This is a genomic window from Parcubacteria group bacterium, from assembly GCA_041660065.1.
Lineage (GTDB): Bacteria > Patescibacteriota > Minisyncoccia > Moranbacterales.
The window spans coordinates 118077-143812 of record JBAZXC010000001.1 but is presented as its reverse complement, the minus strand read 5'-3'; the positions used below and the strand labels follow the sequence as shown (position 1 = coordinate 143812).

The window sequence follows — 25736 nt, the reverse complement described above, 5'->3', positions numbered from 1 at the left end:
CATCAGTTAAGACTATGCTTTTTGTGGTCTCTTTGCTCCGTATTTTGAACGACCGCGTCTGCGACCATCTACACCGGCACAGTCAAGAACGCCACGTACCACATGATAACGCACGCCCGGCAAATCTTTCACACGACCGCCACGAATCATTACGATGGAATGCTCTTGGAGATTATGTCCTTCACCGCCGATATATGCCGTGACTTCCATCCCGTTGGTCAATTTCACACGAGCAATTTTGCGCAATGCGGAGTTCGGCTTTTTTGGTGTTGTAGTAGAAACCTTGAGACACACGCCACGTTTAAACGGACCCTGTGATTTCACCGGCTTGTTTTGCAGTGTATTGAAAACCGTAGTCATCGCAGGCGACGTGTTTTTTTTGCTCTGTTGCTTGCGTGAACGGCGCTTCAATTGGTTGATTGTAGGCACAATAATTTATTATTAGATCAATTAACATCCTTGCAACTCTTTTGCTCATACCGTAACCCATTACCAATATAAGCAAAAAACACTATTCGCAAATAGCTTTGTACAGAATATCTCATTTTTTATGATCTGTCAACACAACTTTCGCGAAAGAAATTGTAACATAATCTTACGGCCGTAGGATTATGTTACTTTGGGGATTATGGGATTGCGCTGTATATGTAGCGTACTATGTTTTTATGCAAAACCACATTAAAAGGACGATCTACTGTTGAGATCGCCCTTGTGTTCCCTGTGAGAAATGTCTTGCATTTACGTAATGCGCGTATCGCCCGTTCTGATATGCCATGCCGGATGACGGCCATCTTCTCGTTTACCGTCCACATAACGACACCACCCCGTGCACTTGCCATGTGCGTCATATTCATACTCGTATCGTCCACAAACTATCCATCTCATGCGTGCAAACCTCCTCATATTTTTTCATCATAAAAAAATCTACACCTCTATTTTTTTTGACAGTATTATGCCATTTATCATGTTGTAAAAGGACCACTAAGTTGACAGTGTAGCACAGATCCGCGATCTTGTCACCCCCCAAGTTCATTATCATAATATATGTATACGCTTATCCGTAAAAATAAAAAGCCTGACTGTATTTATCAGTCAGGCTTTTGAGATCACCCCCTTAAAATTATATGCTGGTATTTTTTATGCACCAGTCAAACGCATTTTGGAACATTGTGAGCCACGGCGATGCTTTGAGTTTGCGTTTCATCCGCTCAGGCATCCATTGCCACTGCCACAAAAGAAAAGCTCTCTCAGGATGTGGCATCATCGCAAGATGTCGCCCATCCGGTGAACATAAGCCCGCGATGCCCATTGGCGAACCATTGGGATTGAAAGGATAGCTATGAGAAACTTCCCCATCAACACTTCCTTCATAGTCCGTGTAGACGATCGGGATCAGATCATCATTATACACATCATACATGATGTGCGGATCGGGAAAGTATATCCTTCCCTCCCCGTGTGCGATCGGAACACCCAGCGTAGATCCTTCCATACCTTTCAGCATAATGGCCGGACTGCTTTGAATGTTCACTGTTGACCACCGGGACTCAAAGCGACCCGAGGCATTGCGCACAAATCGTGGTTGCTTTTCATCAGACAAACCGCGCCATGGCACCCATCCCAGAAGCGCAAAGAGTTGACACCCGTTGCACACACCCAATGTAAATGTATCCGGACGATCATAAAAGTCCGTAAACATTTTGTTGAGCATCGTGTTGCACCGAATCGTTGCCGCCCATCCTTTGGCACTCTCCGGCACGTCGGCATAAGAAAACCCACCAACAGCCACAAGTCCTCTGAATTGATCCAATTTCACTTTGCCTTCCAAGAGATCCGTCATCATGACATCCCATACGTCAAATCCCGCGTGATAAAAAGCGGAGGTCATCTCTCGGTCGCCGTTACTCCCCTCTTCACGCAATATCGCTACACGCGGTTTTTCCGTCGCCTTTATAATGTGTGTTGGCGTCGGACATGGGGTAAAAGGAACAACATGCTGTGGAGCCGTACACAGAACGATGTTTCGGTATTCTTGCTCAGCACACACAGGATTGGTTTGCACTCGATCGAACTGATGGGATGTTTCTTCCCACCATTGTCTCAAAAACCGCATTTCTTCATCGAGCACGACGTCACCATTACAACTGATTCTGATGTGCCTCTCCTCGATAGTGTCACCGATAACCGCCCATGGCACACCGGCTGAATTCAAAACTTCTGCAACTGCTTTCCAATCCTTTTGCAAACATTCACACACGACGCCAAGCTCCTCAGAAAAGAGCATTTCCAAAGCATTGCCACTCCCCGGCATCGTGACATCCAGCCCACAATCTCCGGAAAAAGCCATCTCCAGCAGTGTCGTGATAATTCCACCATCACTTCTGTCATGACCGGCCAAAATGAGATCTTTATCGATGAGTTCTTGTACGGCATGGAACATCCGTTTTACGAGCATTGGATCATCCATATCCGGCGATTCATCGCCAATCTGATCCAGTGCTTGTGCCAACGCTGATCCACCCATACGCATTTTCCACATCGAAGGATCAATGACAAAAATCACGCTTTCACCAGGACGTTTAATATCCGGTGTTACTTTCCGCGTGATGTCAGGTATGGCTGCATAAACAGAGATCACCAGTTCACGCGGTGACTTGACTGTTTTGCCTTCCACTATGGTGGCCATGGATAAACTATCTTTACCACCATCTACCGCGACTCCCAACTCGATCATGACATCCCGCATTGCTGTAGCGGCGGCATATATTGCCGCTCCTTCACCGGGAAGTTTTGGCGCCCACATCCAGTTGGCACTACATTTTACCTTTTTCAGATCAACGCCGCTCGCCCACACCAGATTGGTCAAGGCTTCGCCTACAGACATCCGCGCACCGGCAGCCGGATCCACCAACATCTTGATCGGCTGTTCTCCGATTGCTGTAGCCATTCCCGTCAGTCCAAAATGCGATTGAGCAACAATTGCCACATCACCAACTGTCAATTGCAGTGGACCGCAACATTGCTGTTGCGCGATCAATCCCGTTACAGAACGATCTACCTTGCTGGTCAAAAACCGTTTTGATCCGACGGAAAGAAGACGTAGAACCGTCCACAAAGCATCCCATACGGTAAGACTTTCCGGAATAGTAAGCGGTACCAATTTCGGGTCAACAGAATTGTCCCGAAACTCTTTTTGAGGGATACCCCCCAAAAGTTTATCCAACGCAATATCTACCGGCGTTGAATCATCCTGTGCATCATTGACGATGAAACGCAAGTCTCCCGTCACTTCGCCCAAAAATTCACAGCCCACTTTTTCCCTCTCGCAAATTGCCTTGAACTGTTCTCTGTTTTCCGGACGAATCAAGAAACCGTTACGCTCCTGATATTCCGCAACGTAGATTTCCAAAACCGACATCGTCGGATCGCCAACACGAATGTTGCGTATCTCGATCTTGCCACCTGACTTTTCTACCAACTCTTTCAAAACATTGGCAGGTCCGCCGGCACCTTGATCGTGAATAACCTCGACGATGGTTTTGCCTCCCATTTCATTGCACGCACGGATGACACGATTCATCTTTTGTTCCATCTCCGCATCACCGCGCTGTACCGCATTGAAATCCAGTCCCGCATCATTTTCACCTTGAAGCATGCTCGATGCCGCTCCGCCGCCAAACCCGACACGATACGCCGGTCCGCCAACTTGCACGATCAGCATCCCTTTTTCCGGTTCCGCCTTTTCAGTATGCCGTGCATCCATTTGACCGATACCACCGGTGAACATAATGGGTTTTATAAAACCCCATCGCTCACCGCTTTCCAACATCATGTCAAACGATCTGGTAAATCCGGCGATAAGTGGCTCACCATATTTGTTTCCATAGTCCGATGCTCCATTGCTCGCTTCGATCTCGATCTGCAATGCTGTCGCCAGATTACTCGGACAAGGATATTGCCCACTTACCTTATGATCGGGAAAATGAATATTTCCCACACAATAACCGGCTGTACCGGCAATGGTAAACCCGCCCCTCCCTGTCGCCTGCACATCACGAATTCTCCCACCTGTTCCAGTCTCGGCCCCGGGAAATGGAGCCACACCGGTCGGAAAATTGTGTGTTTCAGCTGTCAGCAAAAGCAGATACGTGCACTGTACGTGCGTGAATGCCGAAGGAAATCCAGGATTTTCCGGGATAATTGTTTCAATGTCATATCCCTCGATCACACTGGAATTGTCCTTGAACGCGATCACCGAACTCTCAGGATTTGCCACGAGAGTTGAGGTCACCAGATCAAACAATGTTTCCTTTTTTACCTCGCCATCGATAATTTGTTTCCCTTTAAAGAAACCGTGGCGAGAATGCTCTGAATTGGCATTGTTGAGATCCATGATCTCAACAATCGTAGGATTCCTTCCGTGCTCTTCTACAAAATGTTTGTAGTAAAACTGACGGTCAGCTTCGTCCATTGAAATACCCGGGATACCACACAGTGCATCCGGTCCATTTTCTATCAATGGAATCGTATACACTTCCTCTGGCACAACGCCTGTATCAAACGTCGTAAGCGGTTCATCATATACCATCTCCGTCATACGATCGTGATGTGTGCGGATAAAATATGCTCTGTCGGTCGTTGCAGGGATAACATATCTCCGCGACCGTTCAATACGCATGATCTTATCCAATCCGCAACTTCTGCAGACAGAAACCAGATTGGTCGAATATGCTGTCGCAACACTCACACGCGGACCGATCTCAACAACATCTTGATCTTCATATGTTGAGACCCTGGATAACGCACGTGTAACAAACCCGTCGTGAGAATTTGCATCAAATTGGCCATCTCCTCATCAGTAAGTACCGCAGAAATTTCCACATTGAAACAATATTCCACATCCTCCGATCCATCCGTCAATTCCTTTCTGTAAAAACGCAACATGGCTTCTCTCCTTCTTGAGTTTAATTGACCTGCAACAGAAAACGATGATTTCTGACATTTCTTGCTATTTTCGCATGTTTCCACACGTTTACAAAGAACTTCCAACCCGCAAAAAGCGAGTCCTTCATTGTAACAAAGCGCCTTGAAATAGCAAATTTATAGCACATTTCTTACCGGTGCGAAACTTTTCCTGTGGATCGGTGTTGCGCCATACTGTGTGAGTGCGTCCATATGCACCTTGGTGCCATAGCCCTTGTGCGCGGCAAAACCATACTGCGGATATTGCGCGTCATATTTTTCCATCATTGTGTCCCGCGTCACTTTGGCGATGATCGACGCGGCGGCAATCGATTTTACGATCTGATCACCCTTTGATACACATGCTTGTTCACGTGTAAAATTCGGGATCAATTGATTGCCATCAATGAGCACGATCATCCGCTGTGCATCAGCATATGCGCACGCCTTATCGATCACGCGCTCAAGATCGACGACCGCCTTTTTCATCGCGAGAAATGTCGCTTGGAGAATATTGATCCGATCGATCGTGTCTGGCGTGCTCAGCCCTATGCCGATATAAAAAAATTCTTCAATAAATGCGTACACTTCCTTGCGTTGCTTTTCGCTAAGAAGCTTGGAATCACGGATGAGATCCCATCTTTTGTCGCGATCCGTGTCACAGGCAATGTGCGCCACATCTTTGATCACACACGCCGCCGTCACCACCGGCCCCGCCAACGGTCCGCGTCCCACCTCATCGACACCAACAATCATCTCGTACCCGGCATCACCATATGCTTTTTCCTTCTCAAAAGTTGCAATTTTCATAATTTTAGTGAGTGACAAGCTGTTATTACGTATCCATTATCAAAACTTATACCCTTATACGATTATATGCTACAATGTCATAGAAATCTACCATAACCATCTAAAAACAGTTTGATCATCAAATCCCGTCACTCACGAGTGACAGGACCCCCTAATAAAACTATGTCATTCACGCATCTTCATGTCCATTCCGATCATTCTCTCTTAAACGGTCTTGCAAAGATCGATGATCTGTTAGACGCGGCAGAAAAAAACGGCATGACAGCACTCGCACTCACAGACAAAAGTGCAGTGTATGGCGCAGTGGAGTTTTCCGTCAAAGCAAAGGAACGCGGCATTCGCCCGATCATCGGCACAGAGATCCTCATAGCACCCGGTGGCATGGATAAAAAAACCGCCTCCCTCCAATCACGCAAAACCAATCAGCTCGTACTTCTTGCCGAAAATGAGATCGGTTATAAAAATCTCCTCAAGATCATCACGATCGCACAGCTCGACGGCTTTTATTACAAACCACGCGTAGACTATGATGTATTGCGCACGCACCACGAAGGAATCATCGCTCTCTCCGGCAACAACTCCGGCGAGATCGGTGAGCTCCTCCAAAACGATGGCTATGAACAAGCCAAGGAAAAAGCACTCCTCTATGAGAATATCTTTGGTAAAGATCATTTTTATCTTGAACTCAACGACCATCCGAATTTTCCACCGCAACAAAAGATCAATGAAGGACTGAAAAAACTGAGTCGTGATACAAAAATTCCACTTGTTGCTTGCGGTGATGTCTACTATATCAATAAAAACGACAGCGATATCCACGATGTGCTTTTATGTATTCAAATGAATCGCAAGGTGGATGACGGAGACCGACCGAATATGAAACAGTTTGACCTCTCATTTCGCACAGAAAAAGAACTGTCTGCGATCTTTTCCGATGTGCCCGAAGCGATCACAAACACAACAAAGATTGCCGCACGATGCACGTTTGAATTGGAACTCGGTAACACCAAACTGCCGTCCTTTCCTCTGCCGGAGGGGAAAACCGCCGATGACTACCTGCGCGACATTTCTGAGGCAGGCCTCGTCAAAAAATTCGGCACGAATATCACCAGCATCCAGCGCAAGCGCATGGAATATGAATTGGATATCATCAAAAAAACCGGCTATGCCTCCTACTTCCTCATCGTGCAAGATTTCGTCAACTGGGCAAAAAACGATGGGATCGTCGTCGGTCCGGGACGCGGATCTGCCGCCGGATCGTTTGTGTCCTATCTCACCGGTATCACCAACATGGACCCGATCGAGTACAAACTTCTCTTTGAGCGTTTCTTGAATCCTGAGCGCGTCTCCATGCCTGATGTTGATATGGACTTTGCAGACGATCGTCGGGACGATGTGTTGGCATATGTGCGCAAAACATATGGCGCAGATCATGTGGCGCAGATCATCACATTCGGAACAATGGCCGGCCGTGCCGCCATACGTGATGCCGGACGCGCATTGAACTATCCATATAATTTTTGCGATCAAGTGGCAAAACTCATCCCCGAGCTTACATCGATTGACAAAGCACTGGCAGAAGTACCGGATTTCAAGCGTCTCCATAAGGAAAATTCCGATGCACGCGACCTCATTGATACCGCCAGACGCTTGGAGGGTTTGTGCCGTCACTCTTCCGTACATGCATGCGGCGTTGTGATCACAGACAAACCCGTTGTAGAATACACCGCAATGCAACGCGTCTCCGGTGATGATGAAGCAACAGTGACGCAATATGCATCCAGCACCAAATTCTCCGCCGTCGAAAAGATCGGGCTACTCAAAATGGACTTCTTGGGACTCAAAAACCTTACGATCATCCAAAACACCCTCCGCATTGTCAAAAAGATCCACGGACGCAAGATCGACATCGAGCAAATCCCTCTTGACGATGTTAAAACATACAAACTCTTACAAAGCGCGCATACCACCGGCGTATTTCAATTGGAATCCAGTGGCATGAAACGCTATCTCAAAGCACTCAAGCCAACTGTATTGGAAGATATTATCGCAATGGTTGCTCTCTATCGTCCGGGACCGATGGAATGGATCCCTGATTTCGTCGATGGCAAGCACGGCAAGAAAAAAGTAACCTATCTCCACCCCAAGCTGGAAGCGATCCTCGCTGACACCTATGGCGTTGCCGTCTATCAAGAACAAGTCATGCGTATCGCACAGGATTTGGCAGGATTCACACTGGGAGAAGCGGACATCTTGCGCAAGGCGATGGGCAAAAAGATCATCAAACTCATCAAAGAGCAAAAGATCAAATTTGTCGAAGGATGTGTTGCTCATGGTGTGAAAAAAGAGATCGCAGAAAAAGTCTTTGCGTTCATCGAACCATTCGCCGGTTATGGATTCAATCGTTCGCATGCGGCGTGCTATGGTCTCATCGGTTATCAGACCGCCTATCTCAAAGCGCACTATCCAGCAGAATTCATGGCCGCGCTCATGACATCCGACCAAGGCAACACCGACCGCATCGCGATCGAGGCCGCCGAGTGTCGCGATATGGGCATTACCGTCCTTCCACCCGATATCAATGAAAGTTTCCAGGAGTTTGCCGTGATCTATGATCCCGCCGACATAAAAAAGAAAAATCCGCGCATCCGCTTCGGACTCAATGCGATCAAAAACGTCGGACGTCCTGTTGCGCGCGAAATTGTCGAAGAGCGCAAACGCGGTGGAAAATATAGAGATCTCTCCGACCTCTGCACACGCATTACCATCCGCGATCTCAACAAAAAATCACTTGACGCTCTGGCGATGGTTGGCGCGTTCGACAGTTTTGCATCACGCGATGATATCCTTGCTACCATGGACACCATTCTCGCATTTGTCAAAGACTTGCGTTCCAGCACACAGACCAATCAGCATTCCCTTTTTGGCACCGAACTCCTCTCGCGCGCAGAGATCAAACTCAAAAAAGGCATCGACTCCGGCAAAAGACAACACCTCGCATGGGAGAAACAACTCATCGGTCTATACATCTCCGATCACCCATCCAACGAATACCGCGATTTCCTCGACTATATGTGTACACCACTCAATGATCTCAAAAAAGACAAAGCAAATAAAATGATCTCGATCGGTGGCATCATCATCGCGATCAAAATCATCCTGACAAAAAGTGGAAAAAATATGGCATTTGTCACACTCGAAGACGGCAAAAGCACAACGGAATGTCTGATTTTTCCCAAGATGCTGGAAGAACACAAAGACCTCCTCGTAGAAGGCAAGGCTGTTGTGATGAAAGGAAATCTTTCCGACAAAGACGATGAACTCAAATTTATCGCCAACGAGATCGAAGAGATCGTACCGGAAAAAAATGACTACGCAAAAAGCATCATGAGTACCCGCAAAAAATACGGTGACACAAAAGAAAGCATCACAAAAAAGAAGGAAGAAAAAAATACCCTTCTCACCAAAACCAAATTATTTATCACCCTCCCCGACAACAGCACCTACGAGACCATCGCGCAGATCAAAGAAATTCTCGATACCTGCGAGAGTGGCAATGCTCATGTATTTCTCATCCACAACGGACAAAAAATGCGCACATCCTATATCATCACATTTACCGACGCATGCAAAGCAAAACTGTGCACGATCGTTGACGCGTCAGCAATTACGCAGGAATAAAAAAAACCGCCACTGCTTTTACCTAAGCTGTGGCGGCTGTGTCGTCTGTTGTTTACAACTTAAATGCAGTGATACAAAATGCATATTTCTTATTTGCAAACAACATTTCTTGAGCAACATTGTCCGGTTTTGGATAGAGGTCAATCTGCCATTTATCATCCAATAATACACGCCGTACATCCTGGAAGAGTTCCTGTGCCTCCTTCATATCAAGCGATAGGTCTGATTGATATATCATATCATCAGTAAAGATCTGTTGGCACGAAGACTGCTTTCCGTATCTCTTTTCGATCTCCGCACGGATACCATTGACAAAATACAGCACCATTTCTCTTCTGCGATCTCGAAAGATATTATCAAGATCACACGGATGACGGATCTCGGTCGACACTTTGAAGCCGGCATCCAAAACGATATATGCCTCTCTCAACTTATCTTTAAAACCATTCAGTTCTACTCTCGACCAATCAGCGTAATACGCACGTATGTGTTCGACAATCCGATCAACCAGAGGCTGGTAATTGCAAGAGTTTATAGGACTTGCAAACCGCCATTCCAACATCCCTTGCGGTAATTTATACTTATTGCCACTGGTTATTTTGTCGATAAAAACGCTAAACTTTGCATGCTGACTCGCATCTTGACTGCTATAAGCATTTATTTTTTTATCAATTTCGTTGCAAATCAGTTTCGCGACATATTTCGCAGTTTTTTCCAGTCGACCCTGATACCGCTTCCTTACCACTTCCCCTGTCATTTTTTTGGCCATTGTTTTACTTCTCCTCTCCTATTTGTTAACAAACTAAGTGACTATCACATATTCCCAACGACAGATCATCGTATCATAATATACACCACAAAGTCAATATTAATACATCTGTAACCACAATGAAATAAAAAATCCCCACAAGAAAGCATTTTGCTTTCCTGTGGAGACTGACATCGGTTACGCAAATACGATGTGTTGCGACTGTGACTGGATGATCTTTATGCCCTTGTCACCTCCGATTGGCATGGTGAACGTACTTTTTTTCACAGCCTCCGGCGTGTTGTAGATATTAGTCATCGTGAACACATGACCGTCCGGCATTGTTTTTTCCACAACGACAACTGTGGTAATAATATTTTTACCAAAATGCTCTTCTTTGATCCCATAAAAGAATCTATTGAGAACGCCTTTCTTGTCGAGTCCACACACATGATGATAGTGCGCTTCAATGCACCTTCCGCTTAAGAAATACTCTTCCTTATACTCCAGACCATTCTTTTTTGGCACCCGGATTTTTACGCCGGTTTCTGTCGTGATGGATGTGTACCGAGGAGCTACAGGTTTTACGACTTTTTCATCGGTAGTCTGTGACCCGCCTTTCGTTTCACTGACTTTCTGCATGACGACGATCCTCTTTTTCTCTTTTTTCGGTCGCCGGACTTTTGGTGCCCTGTGAGACGGATCATATGAAGCAATGGCCAAACCCAAATCTGACAAACTTCTCGCAACAGTATTCATACCATTTCTCCTTTTTTGTGCGCAATATGCGCTTTTTTGATGATAAAACGAACAAAAAATAACAACCGTACATTATAGCATACGATTTGTATTTTGTCAATGCTTGACATCCTGCCATTTTTCATGCCACAATACAAGTACAATTTCATACAGATGATGATATAGCCTACCAAACTATGGAGTCTGCGTAATGACGTGTACACGTGAGATGCACGATCCAAAGAGCGCCCACAACAAAAACGGGAAACTGAGTGGAACCGCCCCTCTCCAAAGAAGGGTCTCAGTACAAAGTTTGCAGTATTTGTTGTTGACGCTTTTTAATTTTTCTAAAAGAAAAATTAATCCCTGCCTACCGGCAGGCAGGCGCCTCGGGTGGATCTCTCCTCAACAAAAACGAATACCTCTCGGCAAGATCAAGGCAGCACTGCAAAAATATCTCATAGCTGTCATTCCCGCATAGGCGGGAATCCAGCACAACATATTTTATTGACTAGATTCCCGTCTGCACGGGAATGACATTAAATCAATAAATTCATTATTAATTATTAACCAATCATCCCGTCGCTCGTGAGCGACAGGACTAATTAAAAAACATATGTGTTCACACAACCCATCAGAAGAGCTAAATAAAAAACGCCATTCCGCCGCCCATCTCCTCGCAATGGCTGTGCGAGAGATCCGACCCGATGCACTCTTTGGTATCGGACCGATTGTCGATGACGGATTTTATTATGATATCGAAACCGCACAACCGATCACGGAGGCTGACCTCAAACAGATCGAGAAGCGCATGAAAAAAATGATCAGTCACAATATCCCGTTTGAGCGATCAGAAATTTCTATCGCCGAAGCAAAAGGTCAATTCAAGGATCAAAAATACAAATTGGAGCTCATTGACGATCTCGCAACTAGTGGTGAAGCAATCGTTTCAGTATATACATCCAAAGATTTTGCCGACCTCTGCCGTGGCCCACACGTGGAAAACAGCAAAGAGATCGACGCATCTGCACTCAAGATCACACGTCTGGCCGGCGCATACTGGAAAAGCGACGAGAAGCGCGAACAGCTTACGCGTATTTACGGTGTACTCTTTGACACCAAAGAAGAATTAGATATCTACCTTGCGCGCATCGAGGAAGCAAAGCGACGCGATCACCGCAAACTCGGCAAAGAGCTGGATCTCTTTACATTCTCCGAACTTGTCGGTGGCGGACTTCCTCTCTTCACACCAAAAGGCACACTTCTGCGCGATCTGATCGTCGAAAAGATCCAAAACCTCCAGAAAAAATTCGGTTATCAAAAAGTCACGATCCCTCACATCACCAAAAAAGATCTCTACGAAAAATCAGGACATTGGGCAAAGTTTGGCGATGAATTATTCAAAGTCAAAGGTCAGTCCGATCAAGAGTTTGTGATGAAACCGATGAACTGCCCCCATCACACACAGATCTATGCATCACACCAACGCTCGTACCGCGACTTACCGGTGCGTTATATGGAAACGACTATGGTATATCGCGATGAACAAGCGGGAGAACTCTTGGGACTTTCGCGCGTACGCTCGATCTCTCAGGACGATGGACACGTATTTTGCACACCCGCTCAGATCGAAACAGAGGTCGGTGGCATCGTCTCAGTGATCAAGGATTTCTACACATCGCTCAACATGTTCAATGAGGGTGATTATTGGGTTTCTGTTTCCGTGCGCAATCCCAAGACACCGGAAAAATATCTCGGCGACCCCGCCAAATGGGACAAAGCGGAGAAAACATTGGAAGACATCGCTAAAAAAGAAAACCTCCCTTACAAACGTGTAGAAGGTGAAGCCGCATTTTACGGACCGAAATTAGACTTCATGTTCCGTGATGCGATCGGACGCGAGTGGCAATTGGCAACAGCACAACTCGACTTCGTGATGCCGGAGCGATTTGGATTGGAATATACCGACGAAACAAACGCCAAACAAACCCCCGTCATGCTCCACCGCGCAATCGCCGGTTCATTGGAACGCTTTCTCTCGGTGATCATCGAACACTTTGCCGGCGCATTTCCCCTCTGGCTCTCTCCTGTACAAATTGTTGTCATCCCCGTATCGGACAAATTCAATGACTATGGCAAAGAGGTGTGTGATCGATTGATGCAAGACGATTTTCGCGTAGAACTGTATGACCAATCCGAAACACTCGGCAAACGCGTGCGCGTTGCACAAAAAGAGAAAGTGCCTTATATCCTTGTCGTTGGCGAAAAAGAAGTCGCTGATAAAACCGTATCCATCCGTTCACGAGAAAATGATGACGAAGGAACAACCAGCGTGGATGATTTCATCACAAAACTACAATCACAATAATTGTCATATGCACAAAAAACCATATGCCGAAGCGTATCACCATCATCGGACCGACTGCCTCAGGCAAATCAGCTATCGCCATTGCTCTGGCGAAGCAATTTTCCGGTGAGATCATCAGTGCAGACTCGCGCCAAATCCACCGCAACCTTACAATTGGCACCGGCAAAGAACCCGGACATCTTACGTTGTATACGGATTTTTCCGGTTGCAAGAAATCCGTCTATCTTTCCAATGGCATTCGTCATCACATGATCGATATTGTCCATCCCAACACCCCATACAACGCAGGAAAATTTGTTCGCAAAGCCATGCGCATTCAAAAAGACATCCAGCAAAGGAAAAAATTGCCGATCATCTGCGGTGGCACACTGTTTTGGGCACAAGCACTCATTGAAAATGCGGTATTCCCCTCCGTACTGCCAAATCCTCCTTTACGCACATCGTTGCAAAAATCAACATGCACACAATTACTCGCCACACTGCGATCACTGGATCCCATCTATGCGCAAAAGATCGATCCCAATAATCCTGTCCGACTCATCCGCGCGATCGAAATCGCCACAGCACTTGGAAGCGTACCGCAAGAAAAGCGCATACCGATCGATCCGCAGAGCGACCTCATCCTCGCAATCATGCATCCGCGTGATATACTAAACGCGCGCATTGAAAAACGCATGGACACATGGTTTGATACCGGCATTTTTGACGAGATCATCCATGCACATCATACCCTTCATGTGCCTTGGTCACGTTTGGAAAGCTTTGGACTGGAGTACAAGTGGTGTACACGCTATGTGCGAGGACAAGTCTCATTTGATCTCATGCGCGACAATACGATCCGCGACCTCAAACACTATGCCAAAAGACAAGAGACCTGGATCCGCCGCTGGGAGAAACAAAATGCACCGATCAGGCGTATTACAAAAGAGAAAGAAGCACATACATTTGCAAAGAAATTTTTATACACACCATAACTCATGAAAAAATTCATCAAGATCTGCATTGCGCTGATTGCTATAATATTTACAGTCATCTTTGCAAGCGCATTTTACACAATTGCAAATTATTTCCATGCATCCACAGAGCCAAAAGATTGCGCTGTGGTGTTTGGTGCTGCCGTGTGGCGTGATGCCATCCCATCACATGCACTCTATGACCGCACAATGACCGGCATTGGATTATATAAGAATAATACTGTGTCCTGCCTTGTTCTTTCCGGCGGTCCCAGTACGTATGGCGCACACGAAGTAGACGTCATGCTAGACTTGGCGCAAAAAAACAACGTTGCCACCGAAGACATCATCGAGGATTACAACGGACTCAACACGCACGCCACGATCAAAAATCTCCCCAAAAATAAAAGTTTTGTCTTTGTTTCCAATGACTTTCATCTCGGACGCATCGCCGTCCTTGCGAGACAACATGGCATTACAGATTTTTCTCTCCACCGTGCAAACTACTATCACGGTCGCTACTTCAAAGAGCCCCAATTTTTCATCCATGAAGTGATTGGCACGATCTACTATTTCTTCCACATCAATGTGTTGATCTAATAGATCTGGATTCCTGCCCTGCCTACCCTGCCTACCGGCAGGCAGGTTGCACAGGAATGACAATGCCCATTCCCAATATCACAACATAATTATCTCAACTTTTCTTTCAAGATTATTATATGTTGTCATTCCCGCGAAGGCGGGAATCTAGAATATTACAAATCTTCTGAAAGATCCTGCCACTGCGGATTCTGTTCTTCAATCAATCGCAATTTCCATAGTCTGTTATACTTTTTTAATTGTTTTTCCCTTGTTAGAGCACTGTACACATCCGTCGTCTGCTCAAAATATACAAGATGATCTACGCCATATCTTTCTGTGAATCCTTTAATCTGTTTTGTTTTATGCTCATATATGCGTCTTTGCAAATTGCTCGTTATACCAATATAAAGAGTGCCATTTCTTTTGCTTGCCAATATATAAACAAAATAGTTTTTCATAGACAAATCTGGATTCCCGCCCTGCCTACCGGCAGGCAGGCTGCGCGGGAATGACAACGAGCATTACACCGCAACAGTGATTATTTCAACTTTTCTTTCAAGATCTCCATCACCATTTGTGGATTGGCTTTTCCGCCGGAAACTTTCATTACTTGTCCCATAAGGTACTTGATCGCATTTTCTTTGCCGGCTTTGTAATCCTCCACAGACTGTGCATTCTGCGCAAGAACGTCATCGACATGCTGTTCCAATGCACCCGTGTCTGACACCTGTGAGAGATTTTTTGCTTCGATAATATGACTTGGGTCATCGTCCTTACCATAAAACATTTCTTCCAAAACGATCTGTGCCGCCGACGAATTGATCGTGCCATCTGCAACGATTGCCATGAGTTCGGCAAAATTCTCCGCGGAAATTTTTATATCATCAATGCTCTGTCCTTCTTTGACGAGATGTTTTTGCACTTCGCTGACCAAATAGTTTGCGGCAAGTTTTATGGCCTTTTCGGGTTCGGATCGCATTTCACCGGACGCCTTTTTTTCCATGATCTCACTGACAACATGCTCAAAGTAATTTGCCATCGCGATATCCGCCGTGATTACAGAGCAGTTTTGCACACTCAGACCGTATTCTTTGATAAAACGCTCTTCCTTTTGTCGCGGCAACTCCGGCAAAGTACGACGCAATTGCTCCACGTACTCGTCGGTAAATGTCATCGGCGGAATATCCGGCTCCGGGAAATAGCGATAATCATGCGCATTTTCTTTTTTGCGTTGTGATACAGTCTTACCTTTTGCATCATCCCATCCGCGCGTCTCTTGCACGATCACTTCGCCACCATCCAACGCCTTGGCTTGCCGTTCGATCTCATAATCGATCGCTCTTTCTACAACACGAAATGAACTGAGATTTTTTACCTCCACCTTCTGTCCACTAAGACGATCGGCACCTTCTTTATAAAGAGAAATGTTCACCTCACAGCGCATCTGTCCTTTTTCCATATCCGCATCGGCGATATCGATATAGCGAAAGATCTGCTGTAACTTCTGACAAAACATTCTCGCCTGCGCTCCGCTGGTGATATCCGGCTCGGTCACGAGTTCCATAAGAGGCACACCCGCACGATTGAGATCCACAAGGGAATATGACGCACCGGCCGGATGCGTGGATTTCCCTGTGTCCTCTTCCATGTGGATACGCGTAATGCCAACCTCTTTATCGCCGATCATCACCTTGCCATGCTCACACAGAGGCATATCGTATTGCGAGATCTGATACCCCTTTGGCAGATCGGGATAAAAATAATTTTTGCGATCAAATTTGCTTTTGCGCGCGATCTCACAGTCCAATGCGAGTCCCGCTTTTTGGACAAATTCGATCGCCTTCCTGTTTGGCACCGGCAAACTGCCCGGCAGCGCCATCGTCACGGGATCGATCGACATGTTTGGCGTCTTCTCCATACCCAAATGATTTGGCGCACCGGAAAACATCTTTGACTCTGTCTTGAGCTCCACATGGATCTCCATACCGATTGTCACGTTATACTTTTTTGACATAGTTATAAGGTTAAGTTATTAGCATTAGGAATAGTCATCGGATATTTGTTTTTTGGTTCATTGAGAAAATTTGTTCCAACTTTGTTTTAATCTAAACAGTTGTTTGCCCACAATCTCATATTCACTGATCATTTTTTCTATTGATGATTTATTTACACACTTATGGTAAATATCTCGTACATGTGAAAGGCTCACAATCGTTTCATTATTTTCAGCAATTGCATCATCTAAATATTTTTGAAAACCTTTTTTCTGATGTTTTTTACCAAATCCCTCTGCAATCAAACGCGGTATTGCTTTGAACGATCTTCGCAACTGATCCACAAGAACGAATTGCTCTTCTTTTGGCAACTTGATGATCAACTTTGTACATACAATAATAGACAATTTATATGCTCTCTTATAAACATCCAAATCCGTATAACTATAAATGCTTTTGTGATAATCTTCTGACATACATCGTATTTCTTATCCTATTTCCAATGACATATACCTCTTCTTTCTATCGATTGTCTCCGCTCCCGGTCAATGTCCCGCGCTCTTTACGACTAAATAATTTCTCCAAATTTGCCTGTGCGACTTCATCAAGCGACAGTCCAAGCTCCGACGCAACCTGTGCCACGTACCAAAGCACATCGCCCAATTCCTTGCCTACTTCCTGTTTTTTTTCTGCTGTCAAAACACCGCCATCATCACGGATCGTCTTTTTGAGCTTGTCCGCCACTTCCCCCGCCTCACCCGCCAACCCAAGCGTCGGATAGACGAAATTCTTCCCCACATCAGGATACAGCGCTGTTTTGCGTGATTCACTTTGATATTCACTGAAATTCATAGGATCAAAAAGTAAGGATTTAACCCCACCATTCTACCACTTTTTTTATAATATTCAAAGAAAAAAATAACTGGATTATTAGATAATTAGATAGGTAGACCTGTAGACAACTTCTCTCAGTAATTGCGACCTGACAAGACGCAGGATTTTAGTGAGATCAACTAACAATCTGACAAAATACGACTGGACTATTTAAAAAATATATTCCTCAAAATGAGTAATGAGATGGTACAGATCATCTTGTAAATCGCTTATATCCTCTTTTTTAAGCGTTGTGCGATCAATCCATCGAGGTTTTGTGGACTCTCGATCATCTACAAGCTCATCATGATGCAATGTGCCACCCGTCACAGTACATGCAAAAAAGAATAGGAACGCATGATATGCCTCATCTAATGGTTGATAGTAAAAAAATTCTCTTTAAAAAGAACCATATTATTGATCTCGACCTGCAACCCCGTCTCATCTTGCATTTCTCTGTACAATCCATTATCGATCTTTTCACCAATATCCACACCGCCACCAGGAAACCACAATTTTCCATTACTTCTATTGCGCAACATAAGCACACGATCATCTTGAACGATCACACCGTACGCACTGGGACGAAAGACGAATTTATCCGCTGGCACATCAACTATTTTGTCAAAATTATTTTTACACGCAATTTTTAACATATTTTTGATACATCTTTTATCAAAGCTATCGTACCATTATTTATATAATAACTCAAAAAATAGACCGCCTACAGGAATTCTCCCATAGGCGGTATAATACATCTCACAAAAACAGCGCGTCACGGATATTCCAGACAAAATGCATCCCACTCCCATGGAAACTGAGCATATGCCTCGGGAATCCGCTTATCAAATGAGTCTCGCGGGAACATCTCCTGCATTGCCTTTTGCAATGGGATCATAACCTCGCGCATGGACGGCTCTGCTGCGGAACTTGTGCGAAGATGCAGGATGTGATTCCATTGTTCGATGTTGGTAAAAACGATGATCTCCGTCTTGCAACTGTTTGCGAATACGGTACGTGCCGCCTGCGGTGTTGACGTTTTGAGAAGCTTAAAATATTTTTTTGCTGTGAATTCTACAGCCTCCAGCCAATCCTGATATTCCTCTGAATCCTCGGGGAAAAATAACGGCTTGATGAATGTCACCCGCTTATCAAAACGGTCCAGACCATAATTACAGTACCGCTGGCTTTCCTGCAAGAACGAACACGGGCGGTGCCGGACGAGCTCATGTGTCACTGCGCGATTGACGATAAATTTCACCGCGACAAATCGATGTCTGCGCCACAGATCCGGGTTTTCATCTTTGATCACACCGTCAAGCGTTGCCAGATCGACTTTTTCGATCAGCTGTTCCATTTTATTATCCCCGCCAAAATTCACTTCGGGGAAAAATACCGGATGCCGCACTGCCACCGCACAAGCCAATCCCTTGATCCATGTGTCTGTGGGGCACAGCATATATGCCTCGCGAAAGGCATCGCATACTCATCACCTCCCTTTTCTTTGTGTATGATGTAAAAAAACACGTTCTCAGTCCCCCATTGGACTGAATAGACCATCATCGCATGACACACCCCAAATGTCAAAAATTCGTAGCCGCAATTCTTTTTGACTACAGTCAAAAAATACGTCATAATACAGGTATGTTATACCATCAGAAAAATGCCCACAGTGGCAATATTATAGAGATTGGTGATCCTGTTTTGGGCAAAAAGGCAGCGTCCGCGTCAGACATCGGAAGTGCTGAAATGCAAGGTCTTATCACGCGCATGTATGAGATCATGAAACTTGAGAACGGCGTCGGACTCGCGGCACCACAGATCAATGTGTCAAAACAAATCGCTGTGATCGATCTCGACGGCCAGCAGTTCACGCTGATCAATCCAAAGATCATCACACGATCGCCGGAAATGATCATCTTTACGGAGGGCTGTCTCAGTGTGCCCGATCAAGAATTACCGATCATCCGCCATCAAAAAATCACTGTACAGTACATTGATGCAAACGGGATGAAAAATAAACTAAAGGCCAGCGCCCTTCTCGCCGTTGTTTGCCAGCATGAGATCGACCATTTAAATGGTATATTGATCACCGATCGTTATGCTCAACAGAAGGCCATTCGTGAAGAAATAAATATTTCATAGTCATAAAAATCCATATGAGCATATTAGAAGACATCAAAAAGGTTAAACCAAAAAACATCACTATTGATGCCGACACACACGAGTCGCCTGTGTCTGTGCACGAAGACATCTCAACAGAAAACCTCCAGGAAAACCCGGTCTCTCTTTTGAAAGATTCAGATGAGACGCAACTGCAAAATGCAGAGACTTCTACACCTGCCGAAACACCGCTGACGCAATCGCCCTCGCCGGCAGAAGCCCCTTTGCCAACACAAGAAAAGAAACCTTTTCCCAAAAAGCATACCGGCACGATCAAAACGATTTTTATGGGTACAGGAGAGTTTGCATCGCACATTCTCAATGAAATGCTTGCACATGCCAAATGCAATCTCGCAGCAGTCATAACACAGCCAGAAAAAAAACTTGGCAGAAAAAAAACCGGGATCAATCGTGCACTTGCCTTAAATCCTGTTCGAGATGTCGCCATGCAGAACAATATCCCTCTCATCCAACCATATAAGTTTGATGCAGAAACTATTGATAAAATAAAGAGCATCGCACCAGATGCGATCGTCGTTGCTTCTTATGGCAAAATATTACCGCAAGAAGTCCTTAAAATTCCTAAAATTGGCGCCATAAACATTCACACATCACTTCTTCCAAAACTACGCGGATCATCCCCAATTCAAAATGCTCTTCTCCTTGGATACAAAGAGACTGGTGTAACCATTATGCGCATGGATACTGGTATGGATACCGGTGCTATTTTTGCACAAGAGAAAGTGACGATTGAGGATCATGAAAAAGCAGATGAACTTACGCAAAAACTCTCTCGCGTTGGCGCAAAGTTGTTCATCGAAACATGCCCAAAAATCTTAGATCACTCCATCACACCGACGGAGCAGGATTCTGCGCAAGCAACACTCTGTCAAATGATCGACCGTGAAGACGGCCATATCCAATGGACTGATACAACGGAAGAGATCTACAATCGCTATCGCGCATTGTATCCGTGGCCTGGCATTTTTGGATATTGGGAGGTTCGAGAAAGCCACATCATCCGCATCAAGCTTCGTGGCATTTATCCCTTTACGGGCGAATTATCAGATGAACAAAAAGATCTTCTCCCAGGGACAGTATTTATTGCGCGTGACCAACTATGTATAAAAACCTTTGACACTGCGATCATCCTCGAATCAATCCAGCCGGAATGCAAAGCTGTCATGCCAGTATATGATTTTTTGAACGGATACAAAGATTTCGAAGGTGCTGTCCTTCACTAAAATTATGCGAGAAATATCATGAAAAAGACTGATAAAAACATTATCGTTGCACTTGCAATTATCATTGTAGGTCTTTTGGTGTGGACAATGACACGCTATACTACCATCAAAAATGAAAAAGATGCAAAAGATGACACAATGATCGAGACTAGCACAAAATCTTCTGACACAGAAATAAGCAATGCTGATGAAACCCCCGCTGTCAAAACCGTTATTCCACAGATCGATGCAAAGGAACTTTCCACAAAAATCCTTACAGATCGTGCACATATGATGATCATTGACATGCGCGACAGATCATTATTCGATGCCGGTCATATTGCGGGCAGCTATCCCATTAACGATATTGCGTCAACGCAATTGCATGACACGATCATACTCGTCACAGCTACCGGTGACGAGTCTACGATCATCTCCTACTATAAGGACATCACCCCGACCAATAATACGGTTTTTAATCTCTCTGGTGGCATTGCGCAATGGACAAATAACGGTTATTCCCTCATTGCACCAACAACGGAACAAACATTTGCAAACACAAGCAAAGTGCAGTTTGTAGAACCACGTGATGTTTTCATGATCATTAAAAATCTGGAAGAGATGAAAAAGACCGTCATCCTTGATACGCGACGTCCCGGTAATTTTGCGACAGGTCACATTGCAGGATCAATTAATATTCCCTTCTCTGAATTAGAATATCACTATGATACACTGCCAAGTGGCTATAAAATATTTGTTTATGGCGCAAATGACACCCTCAGCTTTGAAGCAGGTGCCCTCCTCTATGATCTCAATTTCATTAACACAAAAACAATAAAAGGTGGTTTTGACGCATGGGAAAAATACAACTATCCTGTCGTAAAATAAAAAAAGCGTATCATGCGACAAACGCATGATGCTTTTTTACAAAAGTCTGTTCACCGTATCATTTGAGCTAGAGCCATTTTTTAACTTCCAAAGCAATACGTGCCGCTTCGCGCTGTGCTTCTTGTTTACTTCTACCACTGCCTTCTGCCACTTTTTCATCACTCAGATACACGCCCACAATAAACACACGATCATGATCCGGCCCAGACTCGCTGATCAATTTATAATGTGGCGTAACATTTACCGCTTCTTGCGCCTTTTCTTGGAAAAAGCTTTTTGGATCCAAATATAATTTTTTTTCTAAAATTTCATTAATATGCTTTATAATGTGCATAGTGATAAATTCTTTTGCCGCGTCATATCCTTGGTCCAAATAGATCGCTCCGATGATCGCCTCAATTGCATTTGCCAATAAGTAATTACGCGCCTTGCCTGTATCCTTGGATTCTCCTCTACTCATAAGCAAAAAACTCTCAATGCCAATCTCATGCGCAACGACTGCAAGCATTTCTCCATTGACGAGTGCTGCGCGCCATGCCGTCAATTCACCTTCAGGATTGTGAAAATTCTGAAAAAGATATTCCGTCACAATGAGTTCCAAAACAGCATCGCCCAGAAACTCCAAGCGCTCATTGTGCGGATGCTTGTGATTTTTGTTCTCATTGAGATATGAGCGATGTGTCATCGCCTCAATAAAAAGATCAGGATTAACAATACTAATCCCACATGTATGTGAAAAAGCGTGAATATCCATCATGCCACGTAAAGAATGTCCTATGTATGTAAATCAGTAATCATTTACTGACATGAAAACACATTGAACATGCTTTGAATTACTTATAAAAATTCTTATGTTGTTTTTTCTTTTGTTTTCACTCGACGTTGCTTGGCCTTTGATGCATCATCATCCTTCATTGGCTCACCCATTTCACGATAGATCGTACCTAAAACACCATTAACAAAACGTGCACTACTATCGCCACCGTAGGTCTTTGCAAGCTCAATAGCCTCATTGATCGCAACTTTTGGCGGAGTTTCATCATAATTACCAAAGAGCAATTCATACGTGCCTAAACGAAGAATATTTCGATCTACTGTAGCAATCTGCTCAAGTGGCCACTCTGGCGCACACTTGGAGATCAGTGGATCAATATCATCAATTTTTTCCACAGTACCGGAAACAAGAGCATTTACAAAAGCAAAATTGTCCGCACCGGGTGCAAACTCCGCACAATTATGTGTCACGATCATAACAACACGATCATCTTCTTGTCCGCGAAAATCCCATTCAAAAAGACTTTGCATTGCGATTGAACGTTGGAGATGTCGATTTGCCATAATAATGTTACTTTTGTATTTTAAAATATACGCTCGTCCTTTATGCACTCACTTTTTTCACCACTTCTTTGTATTGTGTCCCACGATACATGCCACACGAAACACATACACGATGTGGCAACTTCTCCTCGCCACATGAAGCACATTTTTGCGTTGTGCTTACTGCAATTTTTGAAATATTGTGTTTGCGCCGTCGCTCGCGACGCGAAACATTATGTCTTTGCTTTGGAACAGCCATAGAATCATTTGTAAAACAGATTATACCCTATAAACAACAGAAACCGCCACATCCCCGATGTGAAGAATTCAATATAATCAGTATATCAGGTTTTCTCGATTTTTGCAAGATTTCCATATGTAGTGACAAAAAAGACCACGCGGGTGTGTATATTTGTTTTTCCACTCGAATACTCCCTGTTATATCATGAAATCTTTTTTGATATCTGGTTTTTTCGGTGCAATATCCAATAGTTCTCGCACCTTGTCACGTAAATTTTTTCTTGTACCATAAATCGGCGATTCTGGAATATAGTTCGATGATCTCGGATCATCATCGATCATATGAGTAATCAAAACGGTTTCAATAGTTTTTTTCATTTCTTCTGCAGAGATCTCACGATCATCTGGCGGAGAATATGCTCCGCCAACATTATCAATGATATTGAATATTCTTCTCTTTTCCTTTTCAAGTTTTATTTGTGCAATCTTTTCATCAATTTTTTTTAGAATTGTATCATCATCTGAATGACGACGATCTCGTACATCAATAATCCCTTTTTTCCAATTTTCTAATTCACGGAGTTGCTGTGACAATTCATCTTTGTCGTTTTCCATAGGTTCTATCCGAATTGTTTTATCGGGATCGAAACCATTTTCTACTTTCTTATGTGCCACATCTTGTATACCACCTTCAAATCTATTCATAATGATATAAATTAGTGTATATTATAAATACTCATTTCCCACGTATCACTATACCACAAAAAACACGTGCTATAAACACGTGTTTTTCTTGTCCACAATATTCATTCCACTGTTATTTCTTCAATTCAGACAGTGTAGTATCCATGTCCATCACAAACGAATATTCATCTGCTACCGTTGATCCAGGATTATGTACGTGGACAGCAACCGGCACATCATGTACGCCGGATTGTTTTTGAATTTTAAGATCATATGGATATTTATTCTTCATATCAATCGGCAAATTATATCGCACAACCACATCTTTTTCTGTCCCAAGTGGCACCTGCACGAGACAACCTACATATCGTTTGCCATATTTTGATCCATATTGCGGTGGTAATACGCATTGTGGTACTTCTGTAAACCATGTATCTTCTGGCGTGTATATCCTGAGATATGTTTGATAATCGTATGTCTTCCAATCCTTTTGTGTTGCAGTATTTTCATAATGAACAGTGAGCACTGCTTGGGGAATCGTACCAGAAAGATCAATATCATAATCCACACTGCGCTTTACAACATGATCCGTTTTATATGATGCCAGATTCGCATCAACAACCATCAAATAATCTTTATCCCATGTTGCGTCAACAGATCCCTGCCAATTGACTGCGCTGATCATCTGCGCCATTTTTTCATCATCGAGATACACTTGTATGTCTTTATTATCAAACGATTGGACGAACATATTTACCAAACCAATCTTTTCTTGTACAGAGACATCCGCAACACGACGCACAATTTCTTTCATCAATGCATCCATGATAACCTTGCGATCACCTTTTTCAATATCTTGCTCCTTATATCCTTTCTCAACTTGATATTCCAACGTCATGATTGCATCGCCACTTTTAAACGTATGCGGATAATCATCAAGCGTAATCGGACCGGTAACATCGAGAATCATGTCAAGAATTGTCGCATTGACAGCAATCACACCATCAAATTTTTCCGTACCGCCGCCCAATGTATAAAAATTTTCTGCAACACGTGCATTTGTTGGAAAATCAGGCATCCAATTACTATCGCGCAGTTTCCATGATGGAATATGCATCGTTTCTTTCATCGGATATGGCGGCTCCAGAGCATCAGGGATCCTCCCGTCAAAATTTGCCGTATCATGCACCGCACTCTTGACCACAGCGCCATTTTTAACCGTCACAATGGCAAATGAGCCGATATATCCGCCACCGGGACGCAATTCCATATTATTTTGCAAAAGAATCAAGAACGTTCGTTCTTGATCGTCGTTTTGTAAAATATAGTGTGCCAATGCTACAGCTGTATTATATCGATCTCCAAGTGGTAAAATTTTTGATGTTGTATATGCAATGTTAACCAATTTTTGTGGATTATTTTTTAGAGAAAAAAACAAGATGATCATCGCAATGATCACAGCCACAAGTACAAAAAATATCACATTTTTCACTAATTTTTTTTGCATCATAT

Annotated in this window: 25 protein-coding genes; 7 read left to right on the top strand and 18 right to left on the bottom strand. The window is 44.2% G+C overall.

What is annotated here, in order from left to right:
* Window positions 1–12: 12 nt before the first annotated feature.
* The 5 genes from rpsL to WC819_00690 all read right to left on the bottom strand — a co-directional run bounded on the left by rpsL (window position 13) and on the right by WC819_00690 (window position 5772).
* Window positions 13–429 (bottom strand): 30S ribosomal protein S12, encoded by a 417-nt coding sequence (rpsL, locus tag WC819_00710; protein MFA5985852.1) that lies wholly within the window; start codon window positions 427–429, stop codon window positions 13–15.
* Window positions 430–738: 309 nt separating this feature from the next.
* Complete coding sequence (locus WC819_00705; protein MFA5985851.1) at window positions 739–885, bottom strand: hypothetical protein; 147 nt, start codon at window positions 883–885, stop codon at window positions 739–741.
* 235 nt (window positions 886–1120) lie between these two features.
* The gene (gene purL, locus WC819_00700) at window positions 1121–4747 is read right to left on the bottom strand and encodes a phosphoribosylformylglycinamidine synthase (GenBank protein ID MFA5985850.1); all 3627 of its coding nucleotides are present in this window, start codon (window positions 4745–4747) and stop codon (window positions 1121–1123) included.
* Window positions 4744–5028 (bottom strand): hypothetical protein, encoded by a 285-nt coding sequence (locus WC819_00695; protein ID MFA5985849.1) that lies wholly within the window; start codon window positions 5026–5028, stop codon window positions 4744–4746. The genes purL and WC819_00695 overlap by 4 nt, the downstream gene beginning before the upstream one ends.
* A 72-nt stretch (window positions 5029–5100) precedes the next feature.
* Window positions 5101–5772, bottom strand: a complete 672-nt coding sequence (locus WC819_00690) for a ribonuclease HII (protein ID MFA5985848.1) — start codon at window positions 5770–5772, stop codon at window positions 5101–5103.
* 162 nt (window positions 5773–5934) lie between these two features.
* On the opposite strand from WC819_00690, the gene WC819_00685 reads away from it, so the two are divergent.
* Window positions 5935–9453 carry a DNA polymerase III subunit alpha gene (locus WC819_00685; GenBank protein MFA5985847.1) on the top strand — a complete coding sequence of 1173 codons (3519 nt, stop codon included), beginning with the start codon at window positions 5935–5937 and terminating at the stop codon, window positions 9451–9453.
* 52 nt (window positions 9454–9505) lie between these two features.
* Here WC819_00685 and WC819_00680 read toward each other — a convergent pair whose 3' ends face one another.
* Both WC819_00680 and WC819_00675 read right to left on the bottom strand, forming a co-directional pair.
* The gene (locus WC819_00680; protein ID MFA5985846.1) at window positions 9506–10222 is read right to left on the bottom strand and encodes a hypothetical protein; all 717 of its coding nucleotides are present in this window, start codon (window positions 10220–10222) and stop codon (window positions 9506–9508) included.
* 177 nt (window positions 10223–10399) lie between these two features.
* Window positions 10400–10960, bottom strand: coding sequence for a hypothetical protein (locus WC819_00675; GenBank protein MFA5985845.1), 561 nt, complete (start codon window positions 10958–10960; stop codon window positions 10400–10402).
* A 595-nt stretch (window positions 10961–11555) separates the two neighbouring features.
* Here WC819_00675 and thrS point away from each other — a divergent pair.
* From thrS to WC819_00660, 3 genes are read left to right on the top strand one after another with little or no spacing between them, the layout of a single operon-like run.
* Complete coding sequence (gene thrS, locus WC819_00670; GenBank protein ID MFA5985844.1) at window positions 11556–13307, top strand: threonine--tRNA ligase; 1752 nt, start codon at window positions 11556–11558, stop codon at window positions 13305–13307.
* 23 nt (window positions 13308–13330) lie between these two features.
* Window positions 13331–14281, top strand: a complete 951-nt coding sequence (gene miaA, locus WC819_00665) for a tRNA (adenosine(37)-N6)-dimethylallyltransferase MiaA (GenBank protein ID MFA5985843.1) — start codon at window positions 13331–13333, stop codon at window positions 14279–14281.
* Window positions 14282–14284: 3 nt separating this feature from the next.
* Window positions 14285–14860 (top strand): YdcF family protein, encoded by a 576-nt coding sequence (locus WC819_00660; protein MFA5985842.1) that lies wholly within the window; start codon window positions 14285–14287, stop codon window positions 14858–14860.
* A gap of 155 nt (window positions 14861–15015) precedes the next feature.
* On the opposite strand, the gene WC819_00655 is transcribed toward WC819_00660, so the two are convergent.
* The 6 genes from WC819_00655 to WC819_00630 all read right to left on the bottom strand — a co-directional run bounded on the left by WC819_00655 (window position 15016) and on the right by WC819_00630 (window position 19168).
* Window positions 15016–15300 carry a GIY-YIG nuclease family protein gene (locus tag WC819_00655; protein MFA5985841.1) on the bottom strand — a complete coding sequence of 95 codons (285 nt, stop codon included), beginning with the start codon at window positions 15298–15300 and terminating at the stop codon, window positions 15016–15018.
* Window positions 15301–15380: 80 nt separating this feature from the next.
* Complete coding sequence (gene gatB / locus WC819_00650; protein ID MFA5985840.1) at window positions 15381–16856, bottom strand: Asp-tRNA(Asn)/Glu-tRNA(Gln) amidotransferase subunit GatB; 1476 nt, start codon at window positions 16854–16856, stop codon at window positions 15381–15383.
* Window positions 16857–16913: 57 nt separating this feature from the next.
* The gene (locus WC819_00645) at window positions 16914–17312 is read right to left on the bottom strand and encodes a four helix bundle protein (GenBank protein MFA5985839.1); all 399 of its coding nucleotides are present in this window, start codon (window positions 17310–17312) and stop codon (window positions 16914–16916) included.
* A gap of 46 nt (window positions 17313–17358) precedes the next feature.
* Entirely contained in the window at window positions 17359–17688 is a 330-nt protein-coding gene (locus WC819_00640) for a nucleoside triphosphate pyrophosphohydrolase family protein (GenBank protein MFA5985838.1), read from the bottom strand.
* A 392-nt stretch (window positions 17689–18080) separates the two neighbouring features.
* Window positions 18081–18365, bottom strand: coding sequence for an NUDIX domain-containing protein (locus WC819_00635; GenBank protein MFA5985837.1), 285 nt, complete (start codon window positions 18363–18365; stop codon window positions 18081–18083).
* A 119-nt stretch (window positions 18366–18484) separates the two neighbouring features.
* Window positions 18485–19168 carry an FAD-dependent thymidylate synthase gene (locus WC819_00630; GenBank protein ID MFA5985836.1) on the bottom strand — a complete coding sequence of 228 codons (684 nt, stop codon included), beginning with the start codon at window positions 19166–19168 and terminating at the stop codon, window positions 18485–18487.
* A gap of 107 nt (window positions 19169–19275) precedes the next feature.
* Here WC819_00630 and def point away from each other — a divergent pair, with 107 nt between their 5' ends.
* The 3 genes from def to WC819_00615 are packed head-to-tail and all read left to right on the top strand — an operon-like array spanning window position 19276 to window position 21983.
* Window positions 19276–19854 carry a peptide deformylase gene (def, locus tag WC819_00625; GenBank protein ID MFA5985835.1) on the top strand — a complete coding sequence of 193 codons (579 nt, stop codon included), beginning with the start codon at window positions 19276–19278 and terminating at the stop codon, window positions 19852–19854.
* Between the two features lie 14 nt (window positions 19855–19868).
* Window positions 19869–21116 carry a methionyl-tRNA formyltransferase gene (gene fmt, locus WC819_00620; protein ID MFA5985834.1) on the top strand — a complete coding sequence of 416 codons (1248 nt, stop codon included), beginning with the start codon at window positions 19869–19871 and terminating at the stop codon, window positions 21114–21116.
* A gap of 18 nt (window positions 21117–21134) precedes the next feature.
* Window positions 21135–21983 carry a rhodanese-like domain-containing protein gene (locus tag WC819_00615; GenBank protein ID MFA5985833.1) on the top strand — a complete coding sequence of 283 codons (849 nt, stop codon included), beginning with the start codon at window positions 21135–21137 and terminating at the stop codon, window positions 21981–21983.
* A gap of 67 nt (window positions 21984–22050) precedes the next feature.
* Here WC819_00615 and rnc read toward each other — a convergent pair whose 3' ends face one another.
* The 5 genes from rnc to WC819_00590 form a co-directional block, all read right to left on the bottom strand.
* Entirely contained in the window at window positions 22051–22740 is a 690-nt protein-coding gene (rnc, locus tag WC819_00610; GenBank protein ID MFA5985832.1) for a ribonuclease III, read from the bottom strand.
* A 92-nt stretch (window positions 22741–22832) separates the two neighbouring features.
* Window positions 22833–23321 carry a transcription antitermination factor NusB gene (nusB, locus tag WC819_00605; GenBank protein ID MFA5985831.1) on the bottom strand — a complete coding sequence of 163 codons (489 nt, stop codon included), beginning with the start codon at window positions 23319–23321 and terminating at the stop codon, window positions 22833–22835.
* 40 nt (window positions 23322–23361) lie between these two features.
* A complete protein-coding gene (rpmF, locus tag WC819_00600; protein MFA5985830.1) occupies window positions 23362–23559 on the bottom strand; it encodes a 50S ribosomal protein L32 in 198 nt (65 codons plus the stop codon).
* A gap of 179 nt (window positions 23560–23738) precedes the next feature.
* The gene (locus tag WC819_00595; protein MFA5985829.1) at window positions 23739–24245 is read right to left on the bottom strand and encodes a hypothetical protein; all 507 of its coding nucleotides are present in this window, start codon (window positions 24243–24245) and stop codon (window positions 23739–23741) included.
* 112 nt (window positions 24246–24357) lie between these two features.
* Window positions 24358–25734 (bottom strand): DUF4012 domain-containing protein, encoded by a 1377-nt coding sequence (locus WC819_00590; protein ID MFA5985828.1) that lies wholly within the window; start codon window positions 25732–25734, stop codon window positions 24358–24360.
* Between the last annotated feature and the right edge of the window lie 2 nt (window positions 25735–25736).